Below are 26,929 nucleotides of genomic sequence, written 5' to 3' on the forward strand. Positions count from 1 at the left end.
GACGGAGGAGACACGTGAGAAGTCCGCATGTCGGCCAGGGCAGCAATTCGGCCAACGTCCGCCGCTTCAACGAGCGCCTCGTGCTGCAGGCGCTGCGCCGCGCCGGCCAGGCGTCGAAGGCAGATCTTGCGCGTCTCGCGAATCTCACCAGCACGGCAATTGGCAGCATCATCACGTCGCTGATCGAAAACGGCCTCATCGAAGTCACGGGCCGCCGCCTCGAAGGCCAGCGCGGCCAGCCCGCCTCCCTCCTGCGGCTCGCCCCCCGCGGGGCGTTCGCCATCGGCGTACGGCTCGACCGCACGAGCATCGAAACCGTGCTCGTTAATTTCGCAGGCCAGATGATCGAGCGGCGTTCGCACGACATGCCGCTGCCGCTGCCCCCCGTCGCCCAGGAGATCGTGCAGCGCGACATCCGCGAGCTGCTCTCGCGGCTCGACGCACGCGAGCGGAGCCGCCTCGCCGGCATCGGCGTCGCGCAGCCGTACAACCTTGGCAGTTGGCTGCGCGAACTGGGACTGCCGGCCGATCCCTTCAGCATCTGGAACGACGTCGACTTCGCGGGAGAACTGGGCCGCGCGCTGGGGTTGCCCGTCTTCAGCGAAAACGACGGCAACGCCGCCGCGATTGCGGAGTTGTTCTACGGCTGCGGCCGCCAGCGCGACGACTTCATCTACCTGTTCCTCGGCCCGGCCATCGGCGGCGGCATCGCCATCGACGGCGACTGCGTGCGCGGCCTCACCGGCAACGCGGGCGATTTCGCCGTGATGCCGGTGCCGCCCAGCCGCTTGCCCTCCGCGGCCCAGCCCCCCGGCAAATGGGACATCCTGCTCTCGCGCGCCTCGCTGATCGCGCTGCGGCGGCATCTGCGCCATTACGGCGAGACCGTGGACAGCCGCGCCGATCTCGAAGCCTGCATCGCCCACAAGCACCCGGCCGTGGAGGAGTGGCTCGACGACTGCGTCGACGCACTCGCGCCCGCCCTGCGTGCGTCGTTGTGCGTGCTGGACCTGCCGGCCGTCGTGCTCGACGCCGACGTGGACGCCGGCCTCATCGACACGCTCATGCGTCGCCTCGCCGTCGCGGTTGCGGCGACGGCCCCCGAGGCAAGCGGCACTCCCGAACTCGTGCGCGGCACCTTCGGCCCCGATGCGGGCGCGCTGGGTGCCGCCACACTCCCCATGTTCTACAATTTTTCGCCACGTGCGGGCATCCTGATGGGTGCCGGCGCGCAAACGCAGGAGGCTAGCCATGTCGTCTCACACTGAAACGTCGCGTCCGCTGCTGGAGATGCGCGGCATCAGCAAGACCTTCCCCGGCGTGCGTGCGCTGGACAACGTGAGCCTTTCGGTACGCGCCGGCGAAGTGCACTCGCTGATGGGCGAGAACGGCGCCGGCAAGTCCACGCTCATGAAAATTCTTTCGGGGGCCTATCAAGCCGATCCAGGCGGCGAGATCGCCATCGACGGCAAGGCCGTGCAGATCGACGGCCCGCTCGCCGCGCGCGAGCTCGGCGTGGCCGTGATCTACCAGGAGCTGAGCCTCGCGCCGAATCTGAGCGTTGCCGAAAACATCTACGCCGGCCGCGAGCTGCGCAAAGGCGGCGGCCGCTGGGGCAGGGTGGACCGCAAGGCCATGGAGCGCGAGTGCGAGGACGTGCTCACGCGCCTCGGCGCGACCTTCGGGCCCGCCACCCTCGTCGGCTCGCTTTCGATCGCGGAGCGCCAGCTCGTGGAGATCGCCCGCGCGGTCCATTCGCAGGCGCGCATTCTCGTGATGGACGAGCCCACCACCCCGCTCTCCTCGCGCGAAACGGAGCGTCTTTTCAAGCTCATCCTGCAACTGCGCGAAGAAGGGCTCGCGATCATCTACATCAGCCATCGCATGGCCGAGGTCTACGAGCTTTCGGACCGCGTTTCCGTGCTGCGCGACGGCACCTACGTCGGCACGCTGGAGCGCGAGGCCCTGAATGCCGACAGCCTCGTGAGCATGATGGTGGGCCGCGACATCTCCGGTTTCTACAAGAAGGCGCACGCCCCCTACGATCCGGGCAAGGCCGTGCTCACGGTGCGCGACGTCGCCGACGGCCGGCGCGTACGCGGCTGCAGCCTCGATCTGCACGCGGGCGAAGTGCTCGGCATTGCGGGGCTCGTGGGCGCGGGCCGCACCGAGCTGGCGCGCCTGATCTTCGGCGCCGAGCCGCGCACGAGCGGCGAGATCGCCATCGACGGCCGCACGCTCCACGTCCACACGCCGCGCGACGCCATCAACGCGGGCCTCGTCTATCTGACCGAGGACCGCAAGCACCAGGGCCTCTTCCTCGACATGAGCGTGCGCGACAACATCAACGTCGCCGTGTGCGGGCGCGACGCGCACTTCGGCGTGCTCGACCGCGCGCGCGGCGCCCAGCGCGCGAAGGACTCCATCCGCGCGCTCTCCATCCGCGTGCCGAGCGCGCGCGTGAACGTGGGCGCGCTCTCGGGCGGCAACCAGCAGAAGGTATTGCTCTCGCGCCTGCTGGAGACGCAGCCGCGCGTGCTGATTCTCGACGAGCCCACGCGCGGCGTGGATATCGGCGCGAAGTCGGAGATCTATCGCATCATCAACGACCTTGCGAAGTCCGGCGTCGGCATCATCGTGATTTCGAGCGAACTGCCCGAGGTCATCGGCGTGGCCGACCGCGTACTCGTCATGCGCGAAGGCGTATTCGCAGGCGAGCTGGGCGGCTACACCGGCAAGCCCATCACCCAGGAAGCCATCATCGAACTGGCCACCGGCTCGCAGGCCGCGCTGGACGAAGCGGCCTGACCTTACACGAACACGAGAGACGTTCAATCAGGAGTACGACATGCGAAACATTCTTCCCCGTCACGGCGCCGCCGCCCAGGCGCAAGCGAGCGCCGGCGCACTGGACGGCCATCGCGCCCGCATGAAGTCGCTCATGCGCACCGCCGGCATGCTCCCGGTCCTCGTGCTGCTGTGCGTAGGCTTCGGTTTCCTCACCGACGGATTCTTCACGCTGCAGAATCTCTCGATCGTCACGCAGCAGGCATCCATCAACATCGTGCTGGCCGCCGGCATGACCTTCGTGATCCTCACGGGCGGCATTGACCTTTCGGTGGGCTCGATTCTCGCCGCGGGCGCCGTCGCTGCCATGCTGGGCTCGAACATTCCGGGCTGGGGCTGGCTGGGCATACCCGCCGCACTCGCCGTGGGCCTCGCCTTCGGCGTCGTCAACGGCGCGCTCATCTCGTTCCTGCGCCTGCCGCCTTTTATCGTGACGCTCGGCTCGCTCACCGCCGTGCGCGGCATCGCGCGCCTCATGGGTCACGACACCACGATCTTCAATCCGCAACTGTCGTTCGCCTTCATCGGCAACGGCACGGTGCTGGGCATTCCCTGGCTCGTCATCATCGCGCTCGCCGTAGTGGCCGTCTCCTGGTTCGTCCTGCGCCGCACCGTGCTGGGCCTGCACATCTATTCGGTGGGCGGCAACCCCGAAGCCGCGCGCCTCTCGGGCATCAAGGTCTGGGGCATCGAACTGTTCGTGTATGCCGTCTCGGGTCTGCTTGCCGGCCTTGGCGCCGTGATGTCGGCTGCCCGCCTCTATGCCGCCAACGGCCTGCAGCTCGGCCAGTCGTACGAGCTCGACGCCATCGCGGCCGTGATCCTCGGCGGCACGAGCTTCGTGGGCGGCGTGGGGTCGATCATCGGTACGCTCATCGGCGCGCTCATCATCGCGGTGCTCTCGAACGGCCTCGTGCTGCTGGGCGTTTCGGACATCTGGCAATACATCATCAAGGGCCTCGTGATCGTCGGCGCCGTGGCGCTCGACCGCTACCGCCAGCGCGGCTCGGCGCGTACCTGACGCACGCCGGGCAGACAATCCGTTTCTCCGATACAGCATCATCGGAGCGCGAGCGGTCCTCTCGCGCCCCGGATCGAATAACAGGACCTCTCTGGAGACAACCCATGTTCAAAAAGAAAGCTGTCCTCGCCGCTGCAGCCCTCTCCCTCGGGTTCGCCCTGCAAGGCGCCCATGCCGCGGACAAGCAGTTGAAGTCCATCGGCGTTACCGTCGGCTCGCTCGGCAATCCTTACTTCGTGACGATCGTGAACGGCGCCGAAGCCAAGGCGAAGCAGATCAGCCCCAACGCCAAGGTCACCGCCGTTTCGGCCGACTACGACCTCAACAAGCAATTCACGCAGATCGACAACTTCATTTCGGCGCACGTGGACATGATCCTCCTGAACGCCGTGGACCCGAAGGCGATCCTGCCCGCCGTGCAGAAGGCGCGCGCGGCCGGTATCGTGGTCGTGGCCGTGGACGTGAGCGCCGCCGGCGCCGACGCTACCGTGCAAACCGACAACGTGAAGGCGGGCGAGCTTTCGTGCGACTACATGGTGAAGAAGCTCAACGGCAAGGGCAACGTGATCATCGAGAACGGTCCGCAGGTCTCCGCCGTGATCGACCGCGTGAACGGCTGCAAGTCGGTGCTCGCGAAGGCACCGGGCATCAAGATCCTCTCCGACGACCAGGACGGCAAAGGCTCGCGCGACGGCGGCATGAACGCGATGCTGGGCTACCTCACGCGCTTTCCGAAACTCGACGGGGTCTTCACGATCAACGACCCGCAGGCGATTGGCAGCGACCTCGCCGCGAAGCAACTGCATCGCAGCGGTATCGTCATCACGTCGGTGGACGGCGCGCCCGATATCGAAACCGCGCTCAAGACCGACACGCTCGTGCAAGCCTCGGCCAGCCAGGACCCCTGGAAGATGGCGCAAACGGCCGTGGACGTGGGCTACGGCATCATGAACGGCAAGAAGCCCGCCAACCCGCTGATCGAAATGGCGCCGCAGCTCATCACGCGCGACAACGTGGGCAGCTACAAGGGCTGGTCGTCGCCGCATTGATCGCGACGAGGCGCATGCCCGCGGCCGGACCCGGTCCGGCCGTGGCGGCCGCTAATGCGCCAGCGCCGAAGACGTTTCCGGAAAGGCGCTCTTGCCCTTCGCGCGATACCACTGCGCAAACGCGGCAGGCGTCATCGGCGTCGCATACAGAAACCCCTGGATGAACGTCACGCCGCGCGCCCGAAGGTAGTCGAACTGCGCCTGCGTTTCGACGCCCTCGGCCACGATCTGGGCGCCGAGCTGGTGCGCGAGGTTGATGATGGCGTCCAGCACCACGGCGCTGCGCCCTTCGGCATCGATCGTCAGCACGAAGCCACGATCGATCTTGAGGATATCGAAGGGAAACTGTTCGAGGTAGGAAAGCGAGCAGTAGCCGGTGCCGAAGTCGTCGATCGCCACCCCCACGCCTTCGGCGCGCAGCGTTTCGAGGTTCTTCTTCGCCTGAGCGGTATTCTTCATCAGGCTGCGCTCCGTGATCTCGACGACAATCCCGGGCCCCGCTTTGCCTGTCGCCGAAAGAAGGGCGCGCACATCCTGCTCCAGGCGCTCGCCGGACAAGTGCTCCGGCGAGAAATTGATGCCGATGTGAAAACCCTCAGGCAAGCCCATGACGGCGAGGTCGCGCGCGATCAACCCGAGCAGGTGTTGCGTGATCGGTACGATCACGTGCTCCTCTTCCGCCACCGGGATGAATTCGTCGGGCCGTACCTCCCCTATGCCGGGACGCACCCAGCGCAGCAACGCCTCCGCGCCCGTGCAGCGGCCGGCTTCCATGCCGTAGAGCGGCTGATACTTCACGTGGAATTCGTTGGCGCGCATGCCTCGCAGCAGTTGCTCGCGGCGCGACTGGCCGCTGCGCTGCAGCCGCCGCAGCAGCCAGACGAGGAGGACCGAGATCGCGATGGCCCACGGCACGTATCTCGCAAGCAGACCGAACCATATCGCCCGCTCCCGCGATTTCAGCCCGTAGATGCGCAGCTCGACCACGTTGCCGCCCAGGCTCCGGCGCACGTCGGTCAGCAAGGGGCTGCCGTCGACGGGTACGCTCGAACTCCCTTCATAGAGCGGCTGCCCTGCGCCGATCCGCAGCTCCGCCTGGCGAAAGACGTCGAGCGGCGCGGCGGCGCGCAGCAGATCGAGCAGGTAACGTTCGTCGACGACGGCCACCACGGCCCGTCCATCCGGTGCCGGTTCGCCGATCAGCAAGGATTGACGGTCGCGCACCATCGGCGTCTCGCCCACCATCAGCATCCAGGTGCCGCCCGTCGCACGGCCCGCGTCGCTCACGAACGTATCGAGCGGAATGGACAGCCTGCCGAGCGCCGAAGAACACGTGAAGGTCGAGTTCTCCACGAGATTCAGCGTGCGGATATACGGCAACGCAGCGGTGAGGACCGCCAGCTTCGGCATCGCCTTGTCGCAGGGTTCAACCGCTATCGGAATGGCAATCTGCGCGGCGCTGCGCCCCTCCTGCACGATCGCGACCGTCTGGTTGACGATAAAGGCCGAAGCGAGCTGCGCCTCGCGGCGTGCAATGCCTGCCGATTCGTAGCGCGTCAGGACGAGGCAAAGCACCAGCGGCAGAATCGCCGCGAGCACCAGAGCGAAACGGCGCGACCCGCGCGCGAGCGCCGGCCGGACCATGGGCGAAAGCCAGGACAAGCCATCCTCCCCACCCGCACCGCGGCGTTGGATACGACGTTTCGCCACAACATACACCAATGCGCGCGGCGCGACCGGCTCGATGCCGTGCGGCGCGGAACGTCTCTTAACGTTGGAAGCGCAGCGCCGCTCAGGCGCATTCGATACGGTTGCGTCCGTTCTTCTTCGCGCGGTAGAGCGCAAGGTCGCTGCGCGAGAGCGCCGCTTCGGCATTCGGATCGGCCGCGCTCATTTCCGTGACGCCGATGCTCACCGTCAGCGGTACGAACCCTTCGGCACACGTGAGCGGCTCGCCCGCGAGGCGGCGCTGGATGCGCTGCGCCATCGCGCACGCGCCCGCCAGCCCCGAGCCGCCCAGCAGCACGGCGAACTCTTCGCCGCCAATGCGCCCGGCGATATCGGCGGCGCCCAGTTCCATGCGCAGCATGTCGGCGAAGTGGCGCAGCGCGCGATCGCCAACCGCATGCCCCCAGTGGTCGTTGATCGCCTTGAAATGGTCGAGATCGCACATCAGCACGCCGGCGGCCGGACCGCCCGCGCGATGCAGGCGCGCGAAATGCGCGTCGAAGCGCGCCATGAAGTGCCGGCGATTGGCGAGCCGCGTGAGCCCATCGGTCGTCGCGAACTCCTGCAGCTCCGCTTCGATGCGCTTGCGTTCCGTGACGTCGGTGATGAAGCCGTGCCACACGGTGACGCCGCCGGCCAGCCGCTGCGGCTTCGCATCGCCCTGCCGCCAGCGCAACCCCTGCACCGGCAACCGCACGCGGTATTCGAGGCGCCATGGCGTAAGACACGCGGCGGACTCCGCGAACGATGCGCGATACGCTTCGAGGTCGTCCGGGTGGATCAGCGCCTCGATGCAGGCGGCGTCGTGCGCAACGGCCTCGGGCGTCAGCTCGTAGATCTCCGCAATGCCCGCGCTCGCGTACGGAAACGAAACGCAGCCATCGGGCAGGCTGCGGCGCTGGAATACGAGACCCGGCACTTCGTTGGTGAGATTCGTGATGAGATTGACGGACTCGCGCAGCCGCTCGGACATTTCGCGCATGGAAGTCACATCCGTCGTCGTGCCGATCATGCGCAGCGCGCGGCCCTCGCTGTCGTGGCTCGTCACCTTGCCGCGGCTGCAGATCCACTTGTAGCGCCCGTCCTTGCACCGGATGCGGTGCTCCACTTCGTAACTCTCGGTGCGCCCCTCGAAATGCGCCTGCATCGCGGCCTTCACGTAGTCGAGATCGTCGGGATGCAGCCGCTGGTAGCTGTCTTCGATACGGTTCGTCACCTCGTCTTCGCTATAGCCGAGCATCGCTTTCCAGCCGGTCGAATAGCGGATCTCGCCCGTGACGACGTTGCGATCCCAGATGCCGGTCCCGCTGCCCGCAATGGCCAGCGCGAGCCACGCTTCGCGCTCGCGCAGCGCTTCGAGTTCGCGGTCTTTCGCTGTTGGATTCGCTTGCTGGGCCGCTTGCGGGATCAACTGCGGGCCGGCCAGCGCCGCGGCAAGGCGCGCGAAGTCGCCAAGGCTCGCGCGCTCGGCTTCGTCCAGCACGCGTGGCGCGTAGTCGATCAGACACAAGCTGCCGATGCGTTCCCCGTTCGCCCCCTGCAGCGGCCACGCGGCAACGAAGCGAAACGGCAGCGCACGGGTCGTGCTCAGGCAGCTGCGCCACGAGGGCTCCGCGCCCGTGTCCGCCACCACGGTCGGCTCGCCGGTCCACGGCGCCTCTCCCGTCTCCTGCAACGCACGCAGTGCCTCGCGCAACGGCGAGTCGAGCGCCGCGCCCGCCCAGTTGCCGGCCGGCTCGCCCGGTATTGCGCAAGCCGCGGCCACACGGAAATGGCATTCGATCAGGCGCATCAGCGCATCGAGTGGCGCGTCGCATGCCCCCGCCGCCGGGCGGACGGCCGGCGGGACGGCCTGTGCGTCGACCAGGGACGGCGTAGCGGAGAGGGAGGACATGGTGGGCGTGGCAGGCGAAACGCGCATTCGCGACGAAAAGGCTAGCGGCCAGTATATAGCGCGCCGGTTACGAATTCGTAGCACTAATTGGTTTGCCTGCACGTTGCATCCGCGCCACTCCCGGGACGACTGCCAAGCCGGGCCTTGCCCGGCGTCGGGGACGGTCTTTCAGCCGTCGAGTCCGAGTTGCGAACGACCCAGCGGCGTCAGGTCATCGGTCCCCGCGCGCCCCACGAAGTCGACCTCGAAATGGTCGGCAGGAAAGTCAGGAGGGCTCGTGCCTTCGAGGAAGCTCGGCAACTGGCGCGCCAGATACGCATCGTTCTTCGCGCAAGCCGGCGCCGCCGCGATATACATCACGTTGCTGTAACCCGTGCCGCGATGCTCGTCCTCCACCGCATGGATCACGTCGCTGTGCCAGAACACGGTGTCTCCGGCATTCATCTGCGGAATCGACGAAAGCGCCTGAACGAGAGGCGCATGCCACTCGGGCCGGATCGACAGCGCGCGGCCCGGCATTGCGCCACACAGGTCGTCTTCGGCAACGTCGTCCTGCAATGCGCGCAGCAGGATATAGACCATGGCATTCGCGATCGGCACGAGCTGCAGCGTGCCGTCGCCTGGCCCCTGCGGCGTGAGCGCGGTCCACCCCTGGAAGGTGCGGAACATCGAACACACGGCCGGCGATGGAATCTCGCCGACGTCGGGACGCCAGGCCGCGTCGAAAGGATCGTAGCGCCGCCAGTCGCCCGCGAAAACATGTCGGTACACCTTGCGGAAACCGGCGTCGATCCAGCGCTCGACAGACCCGCCGTCGCAATGCGCAGACAGTCCGAGCGACGCTGAACCCGGTGGCCGCCGGCGCAGCCGGTCCGCGTACACGGGCACGCGTTCGGGATCGAAATGCACGCGGCCTTCGCTTTCGCTGCGCCAGAGCCGGTTGAGGAACACGCGCGCGATCGTGAGCTCGACGGACTCGCGCGCCAGTACCTGGGGCCGCGACCAGTAGATGCCGTAGATCTGCGGCCGGCTCGATTGCAACTGGCCGAAATAGCGATCTTCTGCCCGGTGCGCAAGGCGTGCGTCCAGATCGTTGCGCTCCACGTACTGCGCGATCTCCGCATCCCACTGCGCCACGCGCGCCGGGTCGAACACGTTGCGGATCACACCGGCGCCGCGCGCCTTCAGCGCCTCGATCTGCGCGGCGCTCACGCGCCCTTCGGCGATATCGCGAAAGTCGATTTCGGGAATCACCGGCTCGCCGCGCTCGCGCAAGGCGGCAATCCTGCGCGCCTCCTCGCCGATGGCCGCCTCCACTTCGGCGAACACTTCGCGATAGTTCGGCAACTGCTCGCGCAACTCGCGCTTTGCCGCACGGATCGCCGCGGGAAGATCCTCGATATGCAACGCTGCCATGCCTGTCTCCGGTCTCGTTGTACGGTAATCGGGAGCATAGGCGCCGGCGCGTTCCATGGGTGATACTATCCTGACAAACATTTTGCACATTCAGCCATGAAACCCGCCTACGAGCATGTGGAATTCGGCGAGCAATGTTCCGTGCGCGTCTACCACCGGCGCCTGCCGCGCATTCCGTTCGAGTGGCACCATCACCCGGAGTACGAACTGACGCTCACGATGAACAGCCACGGCAAGCGCTATATCGGCGACGCCGTGTGCGCCTACGAAGCCGACGACCTCGTGCTGGTGCCGCCCGATCTGCCGCATACGTGGGCGTCGAACCGCTCGATCGATGCCGGCCAGCCGCAGGTGGCGATCGTCGTATGGTTCGACGGCGAATGGGCCCGGCGCCTGGCCGATTGCTGCCCGGAGTACGCGCCGCTGCGCAAGCTGCTGCGCCGGGCCGCCTGCGGGCTCGCCTTCGATGCGGCGGCGGGTGGGACGATGCGCGCGCGGCTCGATGCTTTGCTCTCCGAAGCGCCGCGCACGCGGCTGGCCGCAACGCTCGAAATCCTGTGCGCGCTCGCCGACGCGCCGGGCGCCACGCTCGCTTCGCCCAGCGCCTTCAATAGGCGCACGGCAGGGCCTTCGGGGCACGAGCCCGAACGGCTAAATCGCGTGCTCGCGATGATCGACGCGCAGTTCGCACAGCCGCTGCGGCTCGCCGATCTCGGCTCGGCCGCGGGGCTTTCCGAACGCACGCTCGCGCGGCAATTCGCGCAGCATATCGGCGAGAGTGTCGGGCGGTATATCGCGCGCGTGCGCATCGGGCACGCGTGCCGGTTGCTTGCCGATACGTCGCTGCCGGTGTCCGTTATCGCCGTGCGTTCGGGATTCGCGAACGTGGCGAATTTCAACCGGCAATTCAGGGCGATGAAGGGGACGACGCCGATCGATTGGCGCGCGCAATACGCGGCCGGGCGCGCACGACAGACAACGGGACCCGGGCTCACGGAGCGGTCGCCGTCGCTCTCGCGGCGAGGGAGTTCAGGCGATGCGGCCACCGCCCGAACCCGAAGAGAATGAAACGTTTACTGCGGCGTCTTGATGCTGAGCTTGTTGTTCACCGAAGTCACACCGTCGACACCCTGCGCCGCACCGGTAGCCAGATCGATCTGGTTCTGGCTATCGCAACTACCGGTGAGCGTCACGACGCCATTGACGACCTTGACGTAGATGTGAGTCGGATCCAGTCCCTTGGTACGTGCCAGTGCGCGATGAACCTTTTTGGCGAGCGCACGGTTCGCAGCCTTCGTTGCCTTGGCGGAAGTCGGCGCTGCCGCCGCCGCGTTATTTGCCGACGTATCGCTGGCCTGTGCGTGAGCACCCATGGCGAGCGTCAGTGCGAACGCCGCCGTGGTGACCCTGGCAACCTGTATCAACTTCATATCGATTCTCCTTGCTCTGAAAATTCTTCCTGATTTCTTCCCGGCTTAAGCGGATGAACCTCGGGGACGAACCTCACGCGCGGGAAGTCCGGTCCTGCCGGTCCGGCTTCCCGCTCGACGAGTCGATGCTTGTTGCCGCTGCTCCTTTAGAACTGGGTCATGATGCCGACGTTGCCGGCGAACTGGCCATGACCGTAGCCCGGACCTTCGTTGAGGCCGCTGCCAACCGCGCCGCCGCCATTCGCATTGGTCGCGCCGCCGGTACCGTACGGATCGGCATAACCGTCGCCGAGGCCGATGTTCGACGTCGAACTGTTGTGGATATAGCCCAGTTCGGAGTACAGGAACGTCCGCTTCGACAGGTTGTAGCTACCGGCGAGCGTGTACAGCGTCGCGTTGCCGTTGCCGTTGTTGGCGTTGGCGTGATAGATAGCGGCCGTGAGCAGCGTAACGGGCGTGATCTGCCAGCCCACGCCACCCCATTCATGATCGACCGCGGTCGGCAGGCTCGCACCGCCCGGCGTGGCCGCAAAGTCATAACCGGCTTCGTCCGCGTCGGGCGCCGCGAGGTGCTGGTAGCCCGCATAGAACTTGACCGGACCGAGCGAATAGGTGCCGCCGGCCATGATCGAACGCGAGTACAGGTAGACGTTGCTGAAGCGCCCGAACGGGTCGCGGATTTCGTCGTAGATCGCCTGCAGTTCGAACGCGGAGGCGTTGTACTGGATCTTGGCGCCGTCCGAACGGCCCTGCGACGCACCGAAACCGGAGGTCGCGCCAAGCTGACCCGGCGCACTGCCCGTTCCGCCATTGCCGTTCCAGTTCGAGGCGTTCGCAAGATCGTACTGGCCCTTCAAGGTGAGACCGGCGAGCAGCGGCGAGGTGTATTCCACGCTGTTGCCTGCCTGCGCCCAGTTACGGCCCCGAACCAGCGTGGCGATCGAATAGAACTGCATCAGTTGCGGATCGACGTCCCAACTGTCCTGGCTGATTTCCGCCGCGCCCGCATAGCCAATCTTGAACGTACCCCACGTATCGTTCGTCAGACCGACGCGCGCTTCGCGACCGAACAGCGAACCATTCTGATAGTTGCCGTTCATCATATCGAGGCCCATCTCCAGCTTGAAGATCGCCTTCGTCCCGCCACCCAGGTCTTCCGCGCCTCTGAAGCCGAATTCCGATTCGCCCCAGTCGCCGCTCTCCATCTGCACGGCGTTACCGCCCGGAATCCCCGTGCGGTACTGGACGCCGACATCAAGCCGGCCATACATCGTCACGCTGCTTTGTGCATGCGCGACGATTCCCGCAGACATGAGCGCTGCGGCAAGCAAAGCCTTCTTCATCCTCTCCTCCATACCTTTGAAATCCACTGGGTGTGGTACCGCTAACATTTCCCAATAGCTTTCACAATGAACAATGCGTCAATTACAGACAGGCCCCGTAGAACAATGCCCGGGGATCTTTCGTGTTTGCTTTTTCGCTGGATGATCTCGCTCGCCTTCCGAGAGCAGAAACTACTTTCTTCCGTCTCGTTTTGTTTATTTTCACTACAAATGTATCAAAGGCGAATCGGTGAGGCGAGGAGAGAATGAGCACGCGTTGCGAATTGCCGTCACCTGCACGGAATCTGGCACGGCCCGCATCTTGCAGGGGCGTGCCGCTTTCAATAAACCCCTGCTCCGGAACGAGTCATTCTATTAGCAGCAATTTTGGCAAAAATTATTGGCTACCGATCGTGCTATTGTTCAGCGAGATGAACAATTGATTTAATGAAAAAGACTTAATGTCTTGATGCGCATTTTCTGGAAATTCATCAAGAATTGCCGATGCGAATTCCAGTCTTTCTTCCAGAAAGAGTTTCTGGAACACGGCCAGGCTGGCAATATTTTTATCAAAAAGCGTGCAAATGAACAGGCATGATCGGGCAACAATCGCCTTTCATTTTGAAAGGAATGACGTGGATTGTTGTCCGATTTGTGAAGTAGGCGGAGAGGAACGGGAGAGCTCAACGCCCTTTGTTCTCGATTGAAGTGCTTGAAGAATACGGAATCGGACACCCTGGTGGATGTACTTAAGCATCGATCCCTATGGACGTCGCGACAGGGCTTCAGCGAGAAGCCCTGTCGCACAGGACACACTCACCCGACCTTCTCCACCGTCAACTGCGAATAGACATCGTGCGCCAGCTGCAGCAGCTCGCCGCGGTCGATGCCGCTCGACAGCGCGTAGCCGAAGTCCCCGTCGACCCAGTAGAACACGTTCACCGGCCCGTCCCGATACAGCTTGAACGCGGTGGTATTCGAGCTGACCTTGCGGCGCGAAATACAGAGCGTGACCCGTTCGCCGCGCGCGTTGTTATACATGAACTGCGCGACCTGGCCACCGTCGGCGCCGGGCAGCAGGCGCCCGCCGGCGAGTTCGAAGCCGCTCTTCCCGAGCATGGGCGGATGCACATTGGTGCCAAGCCGGTTCGCAAGCCATTGCACGAAGTCCTGCTCCGGCGCGCGCGTCATGTTGTTCGGGCGACCGACTTCCGGCATGTAGACGACATGCGCGAGCGCCGCCTGGCGCGCGAACAGCTCGCTGCCGTCGGCGCTGGCCACGCGTACGTCCGCTTCGTTCGACGACGATGCCAGCATCGTGCCCGCGCCATAGTGCAAGCCCCAGCCGATGCCGACACCCAGCACGAGCGTCGCCGCCATACCGGCAAACTGCGCGGCAAACCGCGGCCCGTTCGCGGCCTCGCGCCGCCGCGCTGCCTCGGGCGCCGGGCGCAGACTCGCGGGCAACGGCTCGCTCAACACCCGATCGTAGCGTTCGTGCAGCAGACCGTTCAGCGCGAAATAATCGCTCACGCGCGCCGCAAGGTCCGGGTTGCGCTCCAGTTCTCGCTCGACATCGGCCCTGCGCGCTTCGGGCAACGCGCCGTCCACATACGCATGGATTTCGTCTTCCGTGACGGGATACGTTTGCTCGCTCATCGCACCACCTTCAAATTCGCACGCGGGGCTGTACCGGCCATCAGCGCGCGCAGCCGCTCCCGCCCCCTGGATAAACGCGACATCACCGTGCCGATGGGAATATCGAGGGCCTGCGCCACCTCGGCATAGCTCATTTCTTCGAGCCCCACGAGCAGCACGACCTCGCGCTGTTCGCCGGGAAGACGCTGTAGCGCATAGTCGAGATCGCACACTTCGAGCGTGCCGAGCTGGCTCGCGGGCACGGCGTAGTCGGTCTCCGGCACGGTCTCGTCGTCCACGGAAACATGCGCGCCGCGCGCCGACGACTTGCGCACCTGGTTCACGAAAACGTTGTGCATGATCGTGAAGAGCCATGCGCGCAGGTCGGTGCCCAAACGGAACTGCCCCGAGCGGCCGAGCGCCCGCTCCAGGGTGTCCTGCACGAGGTCGTCGGCCAGTTCCCGGTTGTGGATCAGCGCGCGCGCGTAGCGGCGCAAACGCGGCACGTGTTCTATCAGTTCGTCACGGATGTCCATGTTCCATCCTTGCCCGCCTCCTCCATTCCATTCCCTCGGTCGCCGCCATCCGCGGGCAGCGTCGCGGCATCCGCCGCGCGCATCAGGCCGCGCGTGCGCACGTCGCCCGCCAGCACCCAGCGCGTGCCGTTCGCTGTCCATTCGATCAGGCGCATCGCGCCGATACGCCTCGCGCTCCACTGCGGCTCGCCCTTCGAGAACCAGGCCCGCGCGCCCAGCAACACCACGCGCTTGCCGTCCGCGTTTTCGTAGACGTAGCGTCTCGCGCTTGCGAGCAGCCCCAGCCTGAGCGTGTCCTCGCCCACGAGCCGCAGGCCCGATGCTTTCAGATCGAAAGGATCGGGCGCCATGGCGACCGCGTCCACATTGTCGCCTCCGGCCGCCTGGTTCGCCGTTTCCATGAGCGCCATGAGGGCGGCGGCGTTCACGACCTGCTGCGCAGGTTGCGTGAGCGCCAGCCAGGTCGCGGCCACCGTGGCCAGCAGGACGGTCAGCGCGGCTGCCCGGAGGGCGCGCGGCGCGTCACTTCGTGAACTTTCAGTGTATGCCTGGATAGCGGTCCCGGACACGGGCGGGTACGCCATCGGCCCCTTGCGGATCATGGTCTTTCGGCGACGAAAAGGTTGGTTCGATGGGCAAACACGTAAGGCGGGTGGATTATTCCCACGTTTTTCTGGCACCACAGCAACTTGCCCGAGATGCTTCTTTGCCGCCGCACCACGCAATCTATCGAGGCCAATGGCCTGCGCCGCTTGACCACCAGCTCCCGGCGTAAAGCGCGCGCTCATATCTTTCGTATACCTTAACAATAGAATGCATGCGGTACGCCATTCCGTCAGCATAAAAAAATTCACATTACTCACTACGAATAAAGACCGAATTATTTCCGGAACCCGGCATGCGAGCATGAGCGCAATTCGTTGCGCACGCACCGTGCGCCATTCGTTCGCTCAGGGGTTCCAGCATGAAACTGGCCAGGCACATGCTGCTAGCGGTGTTCGCACTGCAAGCGGTATGTATCGACACAGCCGTTGCGCAGGCAACGCTCAACTACACCACGTCGTGGATAGGCAATACCTTCGGGTACGGCGACGGCAAGTGGGTACAGCTCGACATCGAGGCGATCGCCGTCGCGCCCGACGGCACGGTGTACGCCAATGCGCCATGGGACGAGAGCGGCAGCGAGCTCGGCGTCTACCGCGCCGGCAACAAGCTCGCCGTGGGTGGGAACACGCACGGTTGGGGCGATACGGGCGGCGACGCCATCGCGGCGAACACCCAATACGTCTACGCCGCCCTGTCGATAGGCAACGAAAGCAATGCGCTTTCGGGTGCCGACTACCCGCCTGCCGGGCAGACCTGGTACGGCGTCACGCGTCGCCTGCGCTCCAACATCGCACAGGGCGCGCCGTTCGCAAGCGGCATCGGCAACAGCGCCAACGTGACGAAAGACAGCTTCCTGCGCGTGCGCGACGTGCGCACGCCCGACGACGGCGCCGTCCGTGGCCTGGCGGCCTCCGACACCGAGCTCTACGTCTCCGACACCTACGGCAATCGCATCGTCGTCTACGACGCGCAGACCATGCGGCAGCTACGCTCGTGGACCGCGCCGTCGCCAGGCCGGCTCGCACTCGCAAGCGACTCGACGCTATGGGTCGTGCAGGGTCTGCAGAACGCGAGCGGCCCGACCATCGGTCACTACCGCGTGGACGGCACGGCGCTCAACGATACGCCCGTGCTGCCGCAGGGCACCGTCCCCACCGATCTCGCGTTCGCGCCTTCGGGCCAGTTGACGATCGCCGACAACGGCCCCGCGCAGCAGATCCTGCTCTATAGCCGCGCGGCAAGCGGCGCGATGCAGCTCACGGCCACGCTCGGCACGCGCGACGGCATCTTCCACACCGTGAAGGGCACGCCCGGCGACTGGCGCTTCAACGGCATCACCGGTATTGGCTACGACTCGGCGGGCAATCTCTACGTTGCGCAGAACGGCCAGGGGCCGCGTCCCATCGGATCGGCGCTGGTGGGCCAGGGCGCCGTGCTCGAAAGCTATGCGATGACCACGCGCTCGCTCGGGTGGCGACTCTACGGCCTCCTGTTCGTGGACGCCGGCGCGTTCGATCCCGCTTCGACGGCGAACGTCTTCACCGGTTCGAAGCGCTTCACGATGGACTATACGCAGCCCGCGGGCAAGCAATGGACCTACTCGGGCTTCACGCTCGACCGCTTCGACTACCCTGACGACCCCGCCTTCCACCTCGCGCGCGGCGTGCGTGGCTCGCCGATGGTGCGGCGCTTCGACGGCCAGTTGTTCCTCTATACGCTCGACGAATACGCGCACTACCTCACGGCATACCGCTTCGCGCCGGGAACGGAGGGCCAGGTGGCCATTCCGTCCGGCTTCTTCGCGCAGAACCCGCTGCCGGGCAACTGGCCCGCCGGCCAGCCAGCGTACGGCGAGTGGATGTGGCGCGACGCGAACGGCGACGGCAAGGTGGATGCGAGCGAAATCACGGCCAATCCCTCGACGGGCTCGACGGTAGGCGACGGCTACTGGTGGGTGGATGCGCCGGGCAACGTCTGGCTCGCGACACCCACCTCGGGCATACGCGAGATGCCGATGCTCGGTCTCGACGCCCACGGCAATCCGGTGTATTCGTATGCGTCCGCGAAGATGTTCCCGATGCCCGCCCCGTTCGCACGCGTTGCGCGCATGGTCTACGTGGCCGCGACGGATACGATGTACCTCACGGGCTACACGTCGGCAAGTCAGTACAACTCATCGCTCTGGAAAGAAGCCGGACCGGTATTGGCGCGCTACGACAACTGGTCGGGCGGATCGCCCGTGCTCACCTACACCGTGAACCTGCCCTGGAATGCGGGCAGCGATCCGCAGGTCACGACCGTGGGAATTGCCGTGGCGGGCAATTATGTGTTCATCGCGGAACTCTATACCCCGCACATCGACGTTTACGACACGCGCAGCGGCCAGTTCGTCGGCACGTTCACGCCAGGCGCCGATGTCGGCAACACGACGGGCTGGGTCGACATCTATATGGGACTCAGCGCGGCCGAACAGCCGGACGGCAGCTACGTTATCCTCGTGGAGGACGACGCGCGCGCGAAGCTGCTCATGTATCAGTGGAAGCCGAACTAGCCGGCGTGGCGGAAGGAGGCAGCAGGCCGCGCGGCCCTCACCCGCGCGTGCCGATCTGCGCGGAGAAGGCCACGCGGTTGCGTCCATCGCGCTTGGCGCGATAGAGCGCCGCATCGGCCTCCTCGATGAGCGCCGTCTCGGCGATGTTTTCCGCCGGCGTGAGCGTCGCCACGCCGATGCTGATGGTGAGGTGCTCGCTCGCGTCCGACCCCGCGTGCGCCAGCGCCAGCGCCGCCACATCGCGGCGCATCTTCTCGGCCAGCAGGCGCGCGCCGGCGCTGCCCGTGCCGGGCAGCACAACCGCGAATTCCTCACCGCCGAAGCGCGCCACCAGATCGCGCGGCTGGTTGATCTCGCTGCGGATGGTCGCCGCCACGGTACGCAGCACGTTGTCGCCCGCCACGTGCCCGTACGTGTCGTTGTAGGGCTTGAAGTAGTCCACGTCGATCATCAGGAGCGAGACCTCGGTGCGCTCGCGCAGCGCGCGGCGCCATTCCGCGCCGAGGAACTCGTCCAGGTAGCGGCGATTCGAAAGACCCGTGAGGCCGTCCGAATGCGTGAGCCGCCGCAGTTCCAGATTCGCCTTCAGCAGTTCCTGCTGCGAGCGGCGCAGCGCGCGGTAGGCCTCGTCGCGCTGGAGCATGCTCATATAGGAGCGCGAATGATATTTCAACCGCGCGATCAGCTCCACGCTGTCCGGCAGCTTGACGAGATAATCGTTCGCCCCCGCGGCGAATGCCGCGCTCTTGATCGCGGGCTCCTCCTTGGTGGAGAGCACGATGATCGGCACGTCGCGCGTCGCCTCGTGGGCGCGGTAGGCTTTCACGAGCGTGAGCCCGTCGGTGCCCGGCATCACGAGATCCTGCAGAATCACGGTCGGCCGCACTTCCCGGGCCGTATGCAACGCGTCCTCGGGATGCGCGCAGTAATGAAAGTCGATGTCGCGTTCGCCACTCAGCGCCCGGCGCACCGCCTCGGCAACGATCGCCTGATCGTCCACCAGCAGCACCATCATCGGCAGGTCGGCGGCGGGCAGCGGCTGTTCGAGCGCCGCGCGCGCCGCCTCGAGCGAGGCTTCGAGCGCGGCGTCCTCGGTGCCGACGGCCGGTGATGCGCCTTGCGCGCTTGCGGGAAGGTTGGGCTTCTCGGTGGTCATGATGGTCGGTCGCTTCTGGGCTTCTGTAAATGAGGATCGCGCTCGCTCGCGTGTCCGTTCCTTTCGTGCATCACACGGGGCGTTTGACGCGGCCCCGCAGTTCGGCGGCAATGGCGTCAAGCGGCAGGATCGCGCACGCCGCACCGAGCGCCGCCGCGGCCTTGGGCATGCCGTAGACGGCGCTCGTGGCCTGATCCTGTGCAATCGTGTAATAACCTTTCGCGCGCATCTCCTTCAGGCCGATCGCCCCGTCGCGGCCCATGCCGGTGAGCAGCAGCCCCACCGCGTCGCCGCGCCAGTGCTCGACCACGCTGCGAAAGAAGGTATCGACGGACGGACGATACGGCGTCTCCGCGGGCTCGCGCGTATAGGCAAGCCGGCCGCTGGCTGTCATGCGCAAATGATCGTTGGTGGCGGCCAGCAGTGCGACGCGCGGCTCGGGACGGTCGCCTTCGCGCGCCACGCGCACGGTGAGCGGCGTCTGTCCGTCGAGCCACTCCGCCATGCCGGCGGCGAACGACTGGTCCACGTGCTGCACGATCACGATGCCGGCCGCAAAATCGGCACCCAGATCGCCAAGCACGCGCGCGAGCGCGGTCGGCCCGCCCGCCGACGCGCCAATCGCCACGAGCGGCACACGGCCCGGCGCGGCGCCGGTGGCCGCAGCGGGCGCCCGTACGGTGTCGGGCGCGCCGTGCAGCCGGCCGATCTGCTCGATCTTCGCAAGCAGCAGGTCGATCGTTTCGCGCGCGCCGGGACCGGCAAGCGAAGGCGTATCGACCGCGTCGAGCGCACCCGCGCCCATGGCCTCGTACACGCGCCACGCGTTCGCGCCCACGCTGCTCGTCACGATCAGGATCGGGCACGAAGCAGCCGCCATGATGCGCCGGGTGGCCTCGACACCATCTAGCTTCGGCATCACGAGATCCATGAGCACCACGTCGGGCGGGCGGGCCGTGCAGAATTCGACGGCTTCCTCGCCGTCCGCGGCCACCCACAGCACGCGGTGCTCCGGGCGCCGCGCGATGGCGTGGCGCAGCGCCTCCACGGCAAGCGGCATGTCGTTCGCAATGCCGATGTTCATCAGGTCGCCTCTCCGATCAGGTCGTTGACCGCATCGAGCAGCGCTTCGTCGTGGAAGCTGCCCTTCGTGAGATAGTAGTCCGCGCCCGCCTCCAGCCCGCGCCGCCGGTCGTCCTCGCGGTCCTTGTACGAGACGATCATCACCGGCACGTGCTTCAGTTGCGGGTCGTTCCTGATCATGGTGACGAGTTCGATGCCGTCCATGCGCGGCATGTCCACGTCGGTAATGACGAGGTCGTAGCGCCCCTGGCGCAGCGTGGTCCAGCCATCCATGCCGTCCACGGCCACCGTCACCGCATAGCCGCGTTTTTCGAGGAGCTTGCGCTCCAGCTCGCGCACCGTCAAGGAGTCCTCCACGACCAGCACGCGCTTGCGTTCGCGCACCGCGCCCTGCGCGCCGCGCGTGATCCCGGCGAGCTGCCCTTCGCGCACGAGCCGCGCCACCGAGGCGACGATGTCCTCCACGTCGATCAGCAGCACCACCTGGCCGTTGTCGAGCAGCGCCGCCGCGGAGACGTTGCGCACCTTGCCGAGCCGGCTGTCGAGCGGCTGCACGGCGAGCGTGTGTTCGCCGATAAAACCGTCCACGGCGATACCATAGAGGCCCGCCTCGTCGCCGACGAGCACGACGCTCACGTCGCCGTCCGTCTCCGCGCCGCCGCTTGCGCCAAGCAACTGGCGCGCGGTCACGAGCCCCACGGGCCGTCCGTCCCAGGCGATGTGCTGCTGGCCTTCGAGCATTTCGATGGCGCTGCGCGGCACGCGCAGCGCGCGCCTCACGCGCGCGAGCGGAAACGCGTACGCTTCGCCGGCCACGTCGACGATCAGGCTGCGCACGACGGAAAGCGTAAGCGGCAACTGCAGGACAAAGCGCGTGCCGCGCCCCGCCACGCTCTCGATCCGTACCGTGCCGCGCACGGCCTTGACGAAATTGTGTACCGCGTCGAGCCCCACGCCGCGCCCGGAAACGTCGGTGACGGTATCGCGCAGCGAGAACCCCGGCAGCAGCAGAAAGTCGAGCAGCTCGGCGTCGGACATCGTCTCCACCGCGTCGCTCTGGGCAAACCCGCGCGCCACGATGGCCGCGCGCAGCGCCGCGAGATCGACGCCGTGGCCGTCGTCGGCCACGCTGATCAGCAGCTTGCCGGCGCTGTGGCGCGCTTCGAGCGTGAGGCGCGCCTCCTCCGGCTTGCCCTCGATGAGCCGTGTGACCGGATCCTCGATGCCGTGATCGAGCGCGTTACGCAGCAGATGCCCGAGCGGGGCATCGAGCATGTCGAGGATGTCGCGGTCCACCTGGGCCGTCTCGCCTTCGACCGAGAAGCGCACGCGTTTGCCGAGCGAGCGCGCCAGATCGCGCACGATGCGCGGATACGCGTGCGCGATCTCGCCGAACGGCCGCATGCGGCACTGCAGCGCTTCGTCGTAGAGCCGCTGCGCGAGCCGCGCGCCGCGCCGCTCGATGCGGTCGAGGTCGTCGAAGCGTTCGGCCAGTTGCCCCTGCAGCGCCGCGAGCGACGCGCGGATTTCGGCCAGCGCGGCGCGCGCCTCGGTGCCGAGCGCATCGATATGCCGATCCTGGAACTGGCCGATCGCACCCAGCACGTCGCCCTGCGCATAGCGCACACGAAGGAGCGAGTCGGCGAACGGCCGCATACGGCGCGATTCGACGAGCGTTTCGCCTGCGAGACCCACGAGCCGATCCAGCGTGCCTGCACGCACGCGCAACATGCGTTGCCCGTCTGTAGACGACGTGGCGCGTTCGCGTGCGGACGCGGGTTCGGCTTCCGCTTCGGCCGCAACGGGCGCGGCGGACGAGGCGGAATCGGGCGCCACGGAAATGGCCTGCGTAGCCTGCACTTCATCCCCCGCAACTTCGAGGTCCGCTTCGCCATTGAGGCGCGCGACAAATGCATCGATCGCGTCGCGCGCCAGCGGCGGCGCATCGGCATTGCCCGCTGCCAGCAGCATGTCGATGCCCACCAGCAATGCGTCGATGCGCGCGGCGTCGATCCGCAGTTCGCCATGCTGCGCAGCGACGAAGCAGTCTTCCATCACGCTCGCCACTTCCACCGCCTCGGGCAACCCGACGATGCGCGCGGCGCCCTTGAGCGAATGCGTCGCGCGCATGCACGACTCCAGCGTCCCGGGGTCCGCCGGCGTGGCTTCGAGCGCCAGCAAGCCGGCGGAAAGCGTGCGCGTCTGCGTCTGCGCTTCCTCGCGGAACAGGTCGAGCAGCGAGCGGCGGCTCAGCTCGTCGTCGCTCATCGCACGCTCCTCGTCAATGCCTCGAATAGTGCCTCCACGTCCAGCACGCCGACCGAGCGGCCGCGCCAGCCCAGTACGCCGCGCACGTGGCGGCCCGATCCCTGCGCCAGCGTGGCCGGCGCGGGCAGCAGCGCTTCGTGGCTGAAATACGCTACGCCCTCCACATCGTCGACCGGGAACGCGGTCGTCTCGCCGCCCCGTTCCGCCACCAGCAGGCGGCGCCGGCCGGAACGCGCGCCAGCGGACTCCGGCGCCGCCTCGATGTGCAGCAGCGCTGCGAGGGAGACGGCCAGCGTCAACACACCGCGCACGTTCACGATGCCGAGCACGGCGGCGCTGCGCCGGTGCGGCAGCGAATGAATGGCGCGCGCCTCGCCCACGTGCTGCAGTACCGTGGCCGGCAGCGCAAGCCACTCGGCGCCCACGCGAAATACGAGCGATCCTTCGCTTTTAGCCAGGGTGTCCTGATCGTCGACTCGCGCACCGCCGGCGCGCGCGGCGGAAGGAAGCGCGGCCGCCGCGAAATCAGCAGGACGCTCGAGCATGCGCGCGGCGGCCTGCGCGAATACCGGGCAGTTCAGGCAGCGCAGATACTGTTCGAGCCGTGGGCACGAATTGTCGCCGCGCGTGCCGATGCGGTTCCAGCAATCGTCTAGCGGCACGCGGGCCAGCACGGCAGATTCGCGTTCAGACATCGGCGCCTCCGTGGTATGGCGTTCCCGGCGCGACACGCTCGGCGCGGCGCATCAGGCGGCGCGCGCCGTCGCCATCGCCTTCCACTTCGAGCAGCGCGGCCAGATGGGTCAGTGCTTCGTAGTGCACAGGATCGAGATAGACCGCCTTGCGGTAGTGGTCCCGCGCCTCGGCAGCGTGCCCCTGAGCATCGGCGATCAGGCCGAGCAGATACCAGGCGTCAGCGTCCGGCGCGGCCGATTGCGCCGCCTGCCAGGCAAGACGGCGCGCAGCATCGAGTTCGCCCGCATCGGCAAGACGCCGCGCCTCGACAAGCCCGGCGCCGGGAGTCGCGGCAGGCGCAAGCGGCTTCGCGAACGCACCACCGTCTGGTACGGAACGTTGCGTGCGCAAAGAACGCGCGGGTACGCCGGGCAGGGTCCGCGGCACGCCGGCGCCATGCGGCATCGATGCCGGCGCAACGGTCGACGACGGCGGGAGCACTGGCGCAGCGGAGATCGCGGGCTTCGGCGGCACGGCAAGCATGGGCCGCAACGGCAGGGACAGCGGCACAGGCGCGAGTCCGGGCGCAAGCGCACGCTTTTGCGCCTCGTCCTCGTCGGGCAGCCGGAAACCGAACGCTAGCGGAATATAAGCGGGGACCATCTCGTGCCGCATCATGAGCCCGGTCTCGGCAGGACCGACGAAGATCATGCCGTCGACAGCCAGACGCTCGCGCAACAGGCGTATCGCGCGGTCCTGGGCATCGCGGTCGAAATAGATCAGCACGTTGCGGCAGAAAATAAAGTCGTAGCGCACCGGATGGGCCACGAGCCACTCGAACAGATTGGCGCGCTCGAACGTCACCGGACGCCGCACGTGCATGCCGACGCGCCAGCCGTCCTCCACCGCCTCGAAATGATGCTCGCGAAACGCGAGGCCGTCACCGCGAAACGCGTTACGTCCGTAAACCCCGTGCTCCGCGGCCGCGATCGAGGCGGTGCTGATGTCGATCGCGTCGATGCCGAACTGATCGGCGGCAAACCCCGCGTCGAGCAACGCCATCGCCGCCGAATACGGTTCCTCGCCGCTGGAGCACGGCGCGCTCAGAACGCGCAGCACGTCGCCGGGCCGCCGCGCGAGCCGCTCCGCGCCGAGGCGCGCCAGCGCCGTAAAGGCCTCGCGCTCCCGAAAGAACCAGGTCTCGGGCACCACGAGCGCGTCGATGACCGCCTGGCGTTCCGCGGCGACGGACGTGAGATGCGCCCAGTACGCGTCGAGCACCGCGCCCGGCACGGCGGCGCCCGCCTCCCAGGCAGCCGGCAGCGAACCGGTTTGTGACGCCTCGCCTGTCTCCGCCGCCACCGTTGCAGCGGCGCGCAGCGCGACCGCGCGGGCCAGCGCGTTCACGCCGAGCGACGGCGCATCGATACCCGTCTCCTGAAGGAGCCACCCAGCGAAGCGCGGATCGCCGGCGCTCACGACGCGGCTCCCTGCGCCTGCCACGAAGGCGGATCGGGAAAGAGCAGCGCCCGCACCCGCGCATCGAGCAACTGATCGACCTTGACCCACTGCACGAAACCCTGTTCGTCGCGCGCGACAGGGCCGAGCCAGCGTGCCTCGGGGGTGGCAATGCCACCGTCCGCAAAAGAGGTCGCGGCGAAAGCCTGCGTACGGGTGGCGCATTCGATCAGGAGTGCAATATAACGTTGCGCGGAGCTTCGCGATGCGGCATCGGAGCCGGATCTGTCGTAGACGAGCACGAGCCGCGTGGACATGAGCGCGCGCGCGGGACGCCCGAGCGCCAGCATCGCGAGATCGACCACCGGCACGGGCGCGCCCTCGTGCTCGATCAGGCCCGCGATCCACGGCGGCGTGCCCGGATGCGGACGCACCGGTGCGAGCGGCAGCACGTGCGCGATCTCGCGCGCATCGAGCGCGTAGCGTTCGCCGTCAAGCTCGAACAACAGGAACAGCATCGCCGGGTCCCCTCGGGGCGCTCTTGCGCGCCACTTGATATCAAGCCTCGATCCTGAAGCGCGATACGCCCGTGCGCAGTTCGCTGGCCACGAGCGTGAGATTGTCGATGGCCTGCGACGACTGGCGCAGCGATTCCGCCGTCTGCTGCGCCGCCTCCGAAAGCTGCGTGAGCGCCTGGGTGATCTGCTCCGCGCTGGTGGCCTGGGCCTGCATGCCGTCGTTCACCATCTGGAAGCGCGGCGCGAGCGTCTGCACCGCGCCGATGATCTGCGAAAGCTGCGTGCCCACGGCCTGCATGTCGTGCATGCCGCGGCGCACTTCCTCGGCAAACTTGTCCATGCCCATCACGCCCGCCGACACCGCCGACTGGATCTCCTTGACGGTCTGCTCGATGTCGTAGGTGGCCACGGCCGTCTGGTCGGCCAGGCGCCGGATCTCGGTGGCGACGACCGAAAAGCCGCGGCCGTACTCGCCGGCCTTCTCCGCCTCGATGGCCGCGTTCAGCGAAAGCAGGTTGGTCTGGTCGGCCACCTTGGTGATGGTCGACACCACCTGGTTGATGCTCACGGCCTTCTCGTTGAGGATCGCGAGCTTCGCGTTCACGGAGCCGGCGGCCTCCATCACGCTGCCCATCGTGTCTTCCATGTGCGTGAGGCCGCTCTGGCTCGTGGTGGCGAGCGCGGCCGACTGCTCGGCCACCGTCGCCACTTCGCTCATCGTGCGTACGAGGTCGCGCGCGGTCGCGAAGATCTCGCGCGAGGTCGCGCCGATCTCGGTGGTCGTGGCCGCCGTCTCGCTCGCGGTGGCCTGCTGCTCCTTCGACGTGGCGGCCACCTCGGCCACCGAAGTCGAAACCTGCAGCGACGACTTCTGCGCCTGGGCAACGAGACTCGCGAGCTCGTCGCTCATGCGGTTGAAGCCGTCTTCGAGCACGCCGAATTCGTCGCGGCGGCCAAGATGCAGGCGCTGCGTGAGGTCGCCCGTGCGCATGGAGTCGTGCACGTCCACGAGCCGCGCCATCGGCACCGTGATCGCGCGATAGAGCGCGTAGCCGGTGGCGAGCGAGGCGAGCAGCACGACGCCCAGCGCTGCGGCCAGCGTGATCTCGGTGCCCGAGACCGACCCGCGGATGGTCTGCGCGGAATCGTCGGCCTGCCCCCGGTTCTCTTCGACGATCGAGTTGACAGAGTCCGTCACGTCCTGCCACGCCGGAGCGAGTTGCGCGAAGGCTGCCTGCGCGGCGGGGCGCGACGCGGGCAGTTGATGCGCGATGGCGGTAATTTGGGGCAGATAGCGTGCGTAGGCATCGCGGAAGCGTTGAAAACGTTCGCGATCGTCGCCGCGAAAAACCGTGGTGTCGTACTGCTTCACCAGCCGGTCCACGTCGGCGAGCGCGCCGGGCAAGGCGGCAAGATCCCGCCCGGTGCTGTCGGCGTCGGCGTCCACGAAGGCGGCGCGCTCCGTGAGCATGTACGTCTGGAACGCCGCCGCACGCAGCGACGTCGCGTAGAAGAGTCCCGGCACCGAATCGTGCGTGAGGCTGGAAGCCTCGTCGTCGATGGTGCGCAGGCGGTTGTACGAGATCGCCGCGGTGGCGAGCATCAGCACGAACAGCAGTCCGAAGCTGAGGACGATGCGCGTGCCGAGCGTGTAGCGTCCCTCGGTCTGGCGCGGCAGGCCGGCCTGGCCGGCGCGGGGCATGGCGGTGCTCATTGGGCGTCTGGGCTTTTTC

21 protein-coding genes are annotated in these 26,929 nt (G+C 66.9%); 6 read left to right on the top strand and 15 right to left on the bottom strand.

What is annotated here, in order from left to right; genetic code table 11:
• Positions 1–14 precede the first annotated feature (14 nt).
• The 4 genes from WJ542_RS30630 to WJ542_RS30645 all read left to right on the top strand — a co-directional run bounded on the left by WJ542_RS30630 (position 15) and on the right by WJ542_RS30645 (position 4,917).
• Positions 15–1,268, top strand: a complete 1,254-nt coding sequence (locus WJ542_RS30630; RefSeq protein WP_411193284.1) for an ROK family transcriptional regulator — start codon at positions 15–17, stop codon at positions 1,266–1,268.
• Positions 1,252–2,808, top strand: a complete 1,557-nt coding sequence (locus WJ542_RS30635; protein WP_411193285.1) for a sugar ABC transporter ATP-binding protein — start codon at positions 1,252–1,254, stop codon at positions 2,806–2,808. Before WJ542_RS30630 ends, WJ542_RS30635 begins: the two co-directional genes overlap by 17 nt.
• Before the next feature lie 40 nt (positions 2,809–2,848).
• Positions 2,849–3,868 (top strand): ABC transporter permease subunit, encoded by a 1,020-nt coding sequence (locus WJ542_RS30640; protein ID WP_411193286.1) that lies wholly within the window; start codon positions 2,849–2,851, stop codon positions 3,866–3,868.
• 104 nt (positions 3,869–3,972) lie between these two features.
• Positions 3,973–4,917: an ABC transporter substrate-binding protein gene (locus WJ542_RS30645; RefSeq protein WP_411193287.1), complete on the top strand. Its 945-nt coding sequence runs from the start codon at positions 3,973–3,975 to the stop codon at positions 4,915–4,917.
• Between the two features lie 51 nt (positions 4,918–4,968).
• On the opposite strand, the gene WJ542_RS30650 is transcribed toward WJ542_RS30645, so the two are convergent.
• The 3 genes from WJ542_RS30650 to WJ542_RS30660 all read right to left on the bottom strand — a co-directional run bounded on the left by WJ542_RS30650 (position 4,969) and on the right by WJ542_RS30660 (position 9,955).
• Entirely contained in the window at positions 4,969–6,579 is a 1,611-nt protein-coding gene (locus WJ542_RS30650; RefSeq protein ID WP_411193288.1) for an EAL domain-containing protein, read from the bottom strand.
• 130 nt (positions 6,580–6,709) lie between these two features.
• Positions 6,710–8,539 carry a sensor domain-containing diguanylate cyclase gene (locus WJ542_RS30655; protein WP_411193289.1) on the bottom strand — a complete coding sequence of 610 codons (1,830 nt, stop codon included), beginning with the start codon at positions 8,537–8,539 and terminating at the stop codon, positions 6,710–6,712.
• Between the two features lie 168 nt (positions 8,540–8,707).
• Complete coding sequence (locus WJ542_RS30660; RefSeq protein WP_411193290.1) at positions 8,708–9,955, bottom strand: DUF1479 domain-containing protein; 1,248 nt, start codon at positions 9,953–9,955, stop codon at positions 8,708–8,710.
• Positions 9,956–10,051: 96 nt separating this feature from the next.
• On the opposite strand from WJ542_RS30660, the gene WJ542_RS30665 reads away from it, so the two are divergent.
• Positions 10,052–11,023: a helix-turn-helix domain-containing protein gene (locus WJ542_RS30665; RefSeq protein ID WP_411193291.1), complete on the top strand. Its 972-nt coding sequence runs from the start codon at positions 10,052–10,054 to the stop codon at positions 11,021–11,023.
• Positions 11,024–11,028: 5 nt separating this feature from the next.
• Here WJ542_RS30665 and WJ542_RS30670 read toward each other — a convergent pair whose 3' ends face one another.
• The 5 genes from WJ542_RS30670 to WJ542_RS30690 all read right to left on the bottom strand — a co-directional run bounded on the left by WJ542_RS30670 (position 11,029) and on the right by WJ542_RS30690 (position 15,483).
• Entirely contained in the window at positions 11,029–11,385 is a 357-nt protein-coding gene (locus tag WJ542_RS30670) for a BON domain-containing protein (RefSeq protein WP_411193292.1), read from the bottom strand.
• A gap of 146 nt (positions 11,386–11,531) precedes the next feature.
• Positions 11,532–12,728: a porin gene (locus WJ542_RS30675; RefSeq protein WP_411193079.1), complete on the bottom strand. Its 1,197-nt coding sequence runs from the start codon at positions 12,726–12,728 to the stop codon at positions 11,532–11,534.
• A 795-nt stretch (positions 12,729–13,523) separates the two neighbouring features.
• Positions 13,524–14,366 carry an anti-sigma factor family protein gene (locus WJ542_RS30680; RefSeq protein WP_411193293.1) on the bottom strand — a complete coding sequence of 281 codons (843 nt, stop codon included), beginning with the start codon at positions 14,364–14,366 and terminating at the stop codon, positions 13,524–13,526.
• Positions 14,363–14,881, bottom strand: a complete 519-nt coding sequence (locus tag WJ542_RS30685; protein WP_411193294.1) for a sigma-70 family RNA polymerase sigma factor — start codon at positions 14,879–14,881, stop codon at positions 14,363–14,365. Before WJ542_RS30685 ends, WJ542_RS30680 begins: the two co-directional genes overlap by 4 nt.
• On the bottom strand, positions 14,860–15,483 hold the full coding sequence (locus tag WJ542_RS30690; RefSeq protein WP_411193295.1) for a hypothetical protein: 624 nt from the start codon (positions 15,481–15,483) through the stop codon (positions 14,860–14,862). Before WJ542_RS30690 ends, WJ542_RS30685 begins: the two co-directional genes overlap by 22 nt.
• Positions 15,484–15,845: 362 nt before the next feature.
• Here WJ542_RS30690 and WJ542_RS30695 point away from each other — a divergent pair, with 362 nt between their 5' ends.
• Positions 15,846–18,038 (top strand): NHL repeat-containing protein, encoded by a 2,193-nt coding sequence (locus WJ542_RS30695; RefSeq protein WP_411193296.1) that lies wholly within the window; start codon positions 15,846–15,848, stop codon positions 18,036–18,038.
• A gap of 37 nt (positions 18,039–18,075) precedes the next feature.
• Here WJ542_RS30695 and WJ542_RS30700 read toward each other — a convergent pair whose 3' ends face one another.
• The 7 genes from WJ542_RS30700 to WJ542_RS30730 all read right to left on the bottom strand — a co-directional run bounded on the left by WJ542_RS30700 (position 18,076) and on the right by WJ542_RS30730 (position 26,910).
• Complete coding sequence (locus WJ542_RS30700) at positions 18,076–19,194, bottom strand: diguanylate cyclase (protein WP_411193297.1); 1,119 nt, start codon at positions 19,192–19,194, stop codon at positions 18,076–18,078.
• Positions 19,195–19,264: 70 nt separating this feature from the next.
• Positions 19,265–20,278, bottom strand: coding sequence for a chemotaxis response regulator protein-glutamate methylesterase (gene cheB, locus WJ542_RS30705; RefSeq protein WP_411193298.1), 1,014 nt, complete (start codon positions 20,276–20,278; stop codon positions 19,265–19,267).
• Positions 20,278–22,545 (bottom strand): hybrid sensor histidine kinase/response regulator, encoded by a 2,268-nt coding sequence (locus tag WJ542_RS30710; RefSeq protein WP_411193299.1) that lies wholly within the window; start codon positions 22,543–22,545, stop codon positions 20,278–20,280. Before WJ542_RS30710 ends, cheB begins: the two co-directional genes overlap by 1 nt.
• On the bottom strand, positions 22,542–23,240 hold the full coding sequence (locus WJ542_RS30715) for a chemotaxis protein CheW (RefSeq protein WP_411193300.1): 699 nt from the start codon (positions 23,238–23,240) through the stop codon (positions 22,542–22,544). Before WJ542_RS30715 ends, WJ542_RS30710 begins: the two co-directional genes overlap by 4 nt.
• Positions 23,233–24,699, bottom strand: a complete 1,467-nt coding sequence (locus WJ542_RS30720) for a CheR family methyltransferase (RefSeq protein WP_411193301.1) — start codon at positions 24,697–24,699, stop codon at positions 23,233–23,235. The genes WJ542_RS30715 and WJ542_RS30720 overlap by 8 nt, the downstream gene beginning before the upstream one ends.
• Entirely contained in the window at positions 24,696–25,196 is a 501-nt protein-coding gene (locus WJ542_RS30725; protein WP_411193302.1) for a chemotaxis protein CheW, read from the bottom strand. The genes WJ542_RS30720 and WJ542_RS30725 overlap by 4 nt, the downstream gene beginning before the upstream one ends.
• Positions 25,197–25,236: 40 nt before the next feature.
• Positions 25,237–26,910: a methyl-accepting chemotaxis protein gene (locus WJ542_RS30730; protein WP_411193303.1), complete on the bottom strand. Its 1,674-nt coding sequence runs from the start codon at positions 26,908–26,910 to the stop codon at positions 25,237–25,239.
• Between the last annotated feature and the right edge of the window lie 19 nt (positions 26,911–26,929).

Origin of the sequence: Paraburkholderia yinzeri, from assembly GCF_046581065.1 — a bacterium.
GTDB lineage: Bacteria > Pseudomonadota > Gammaproteobacteria > Burkholderiales > Burkholderiaceae > Paraburkholderia.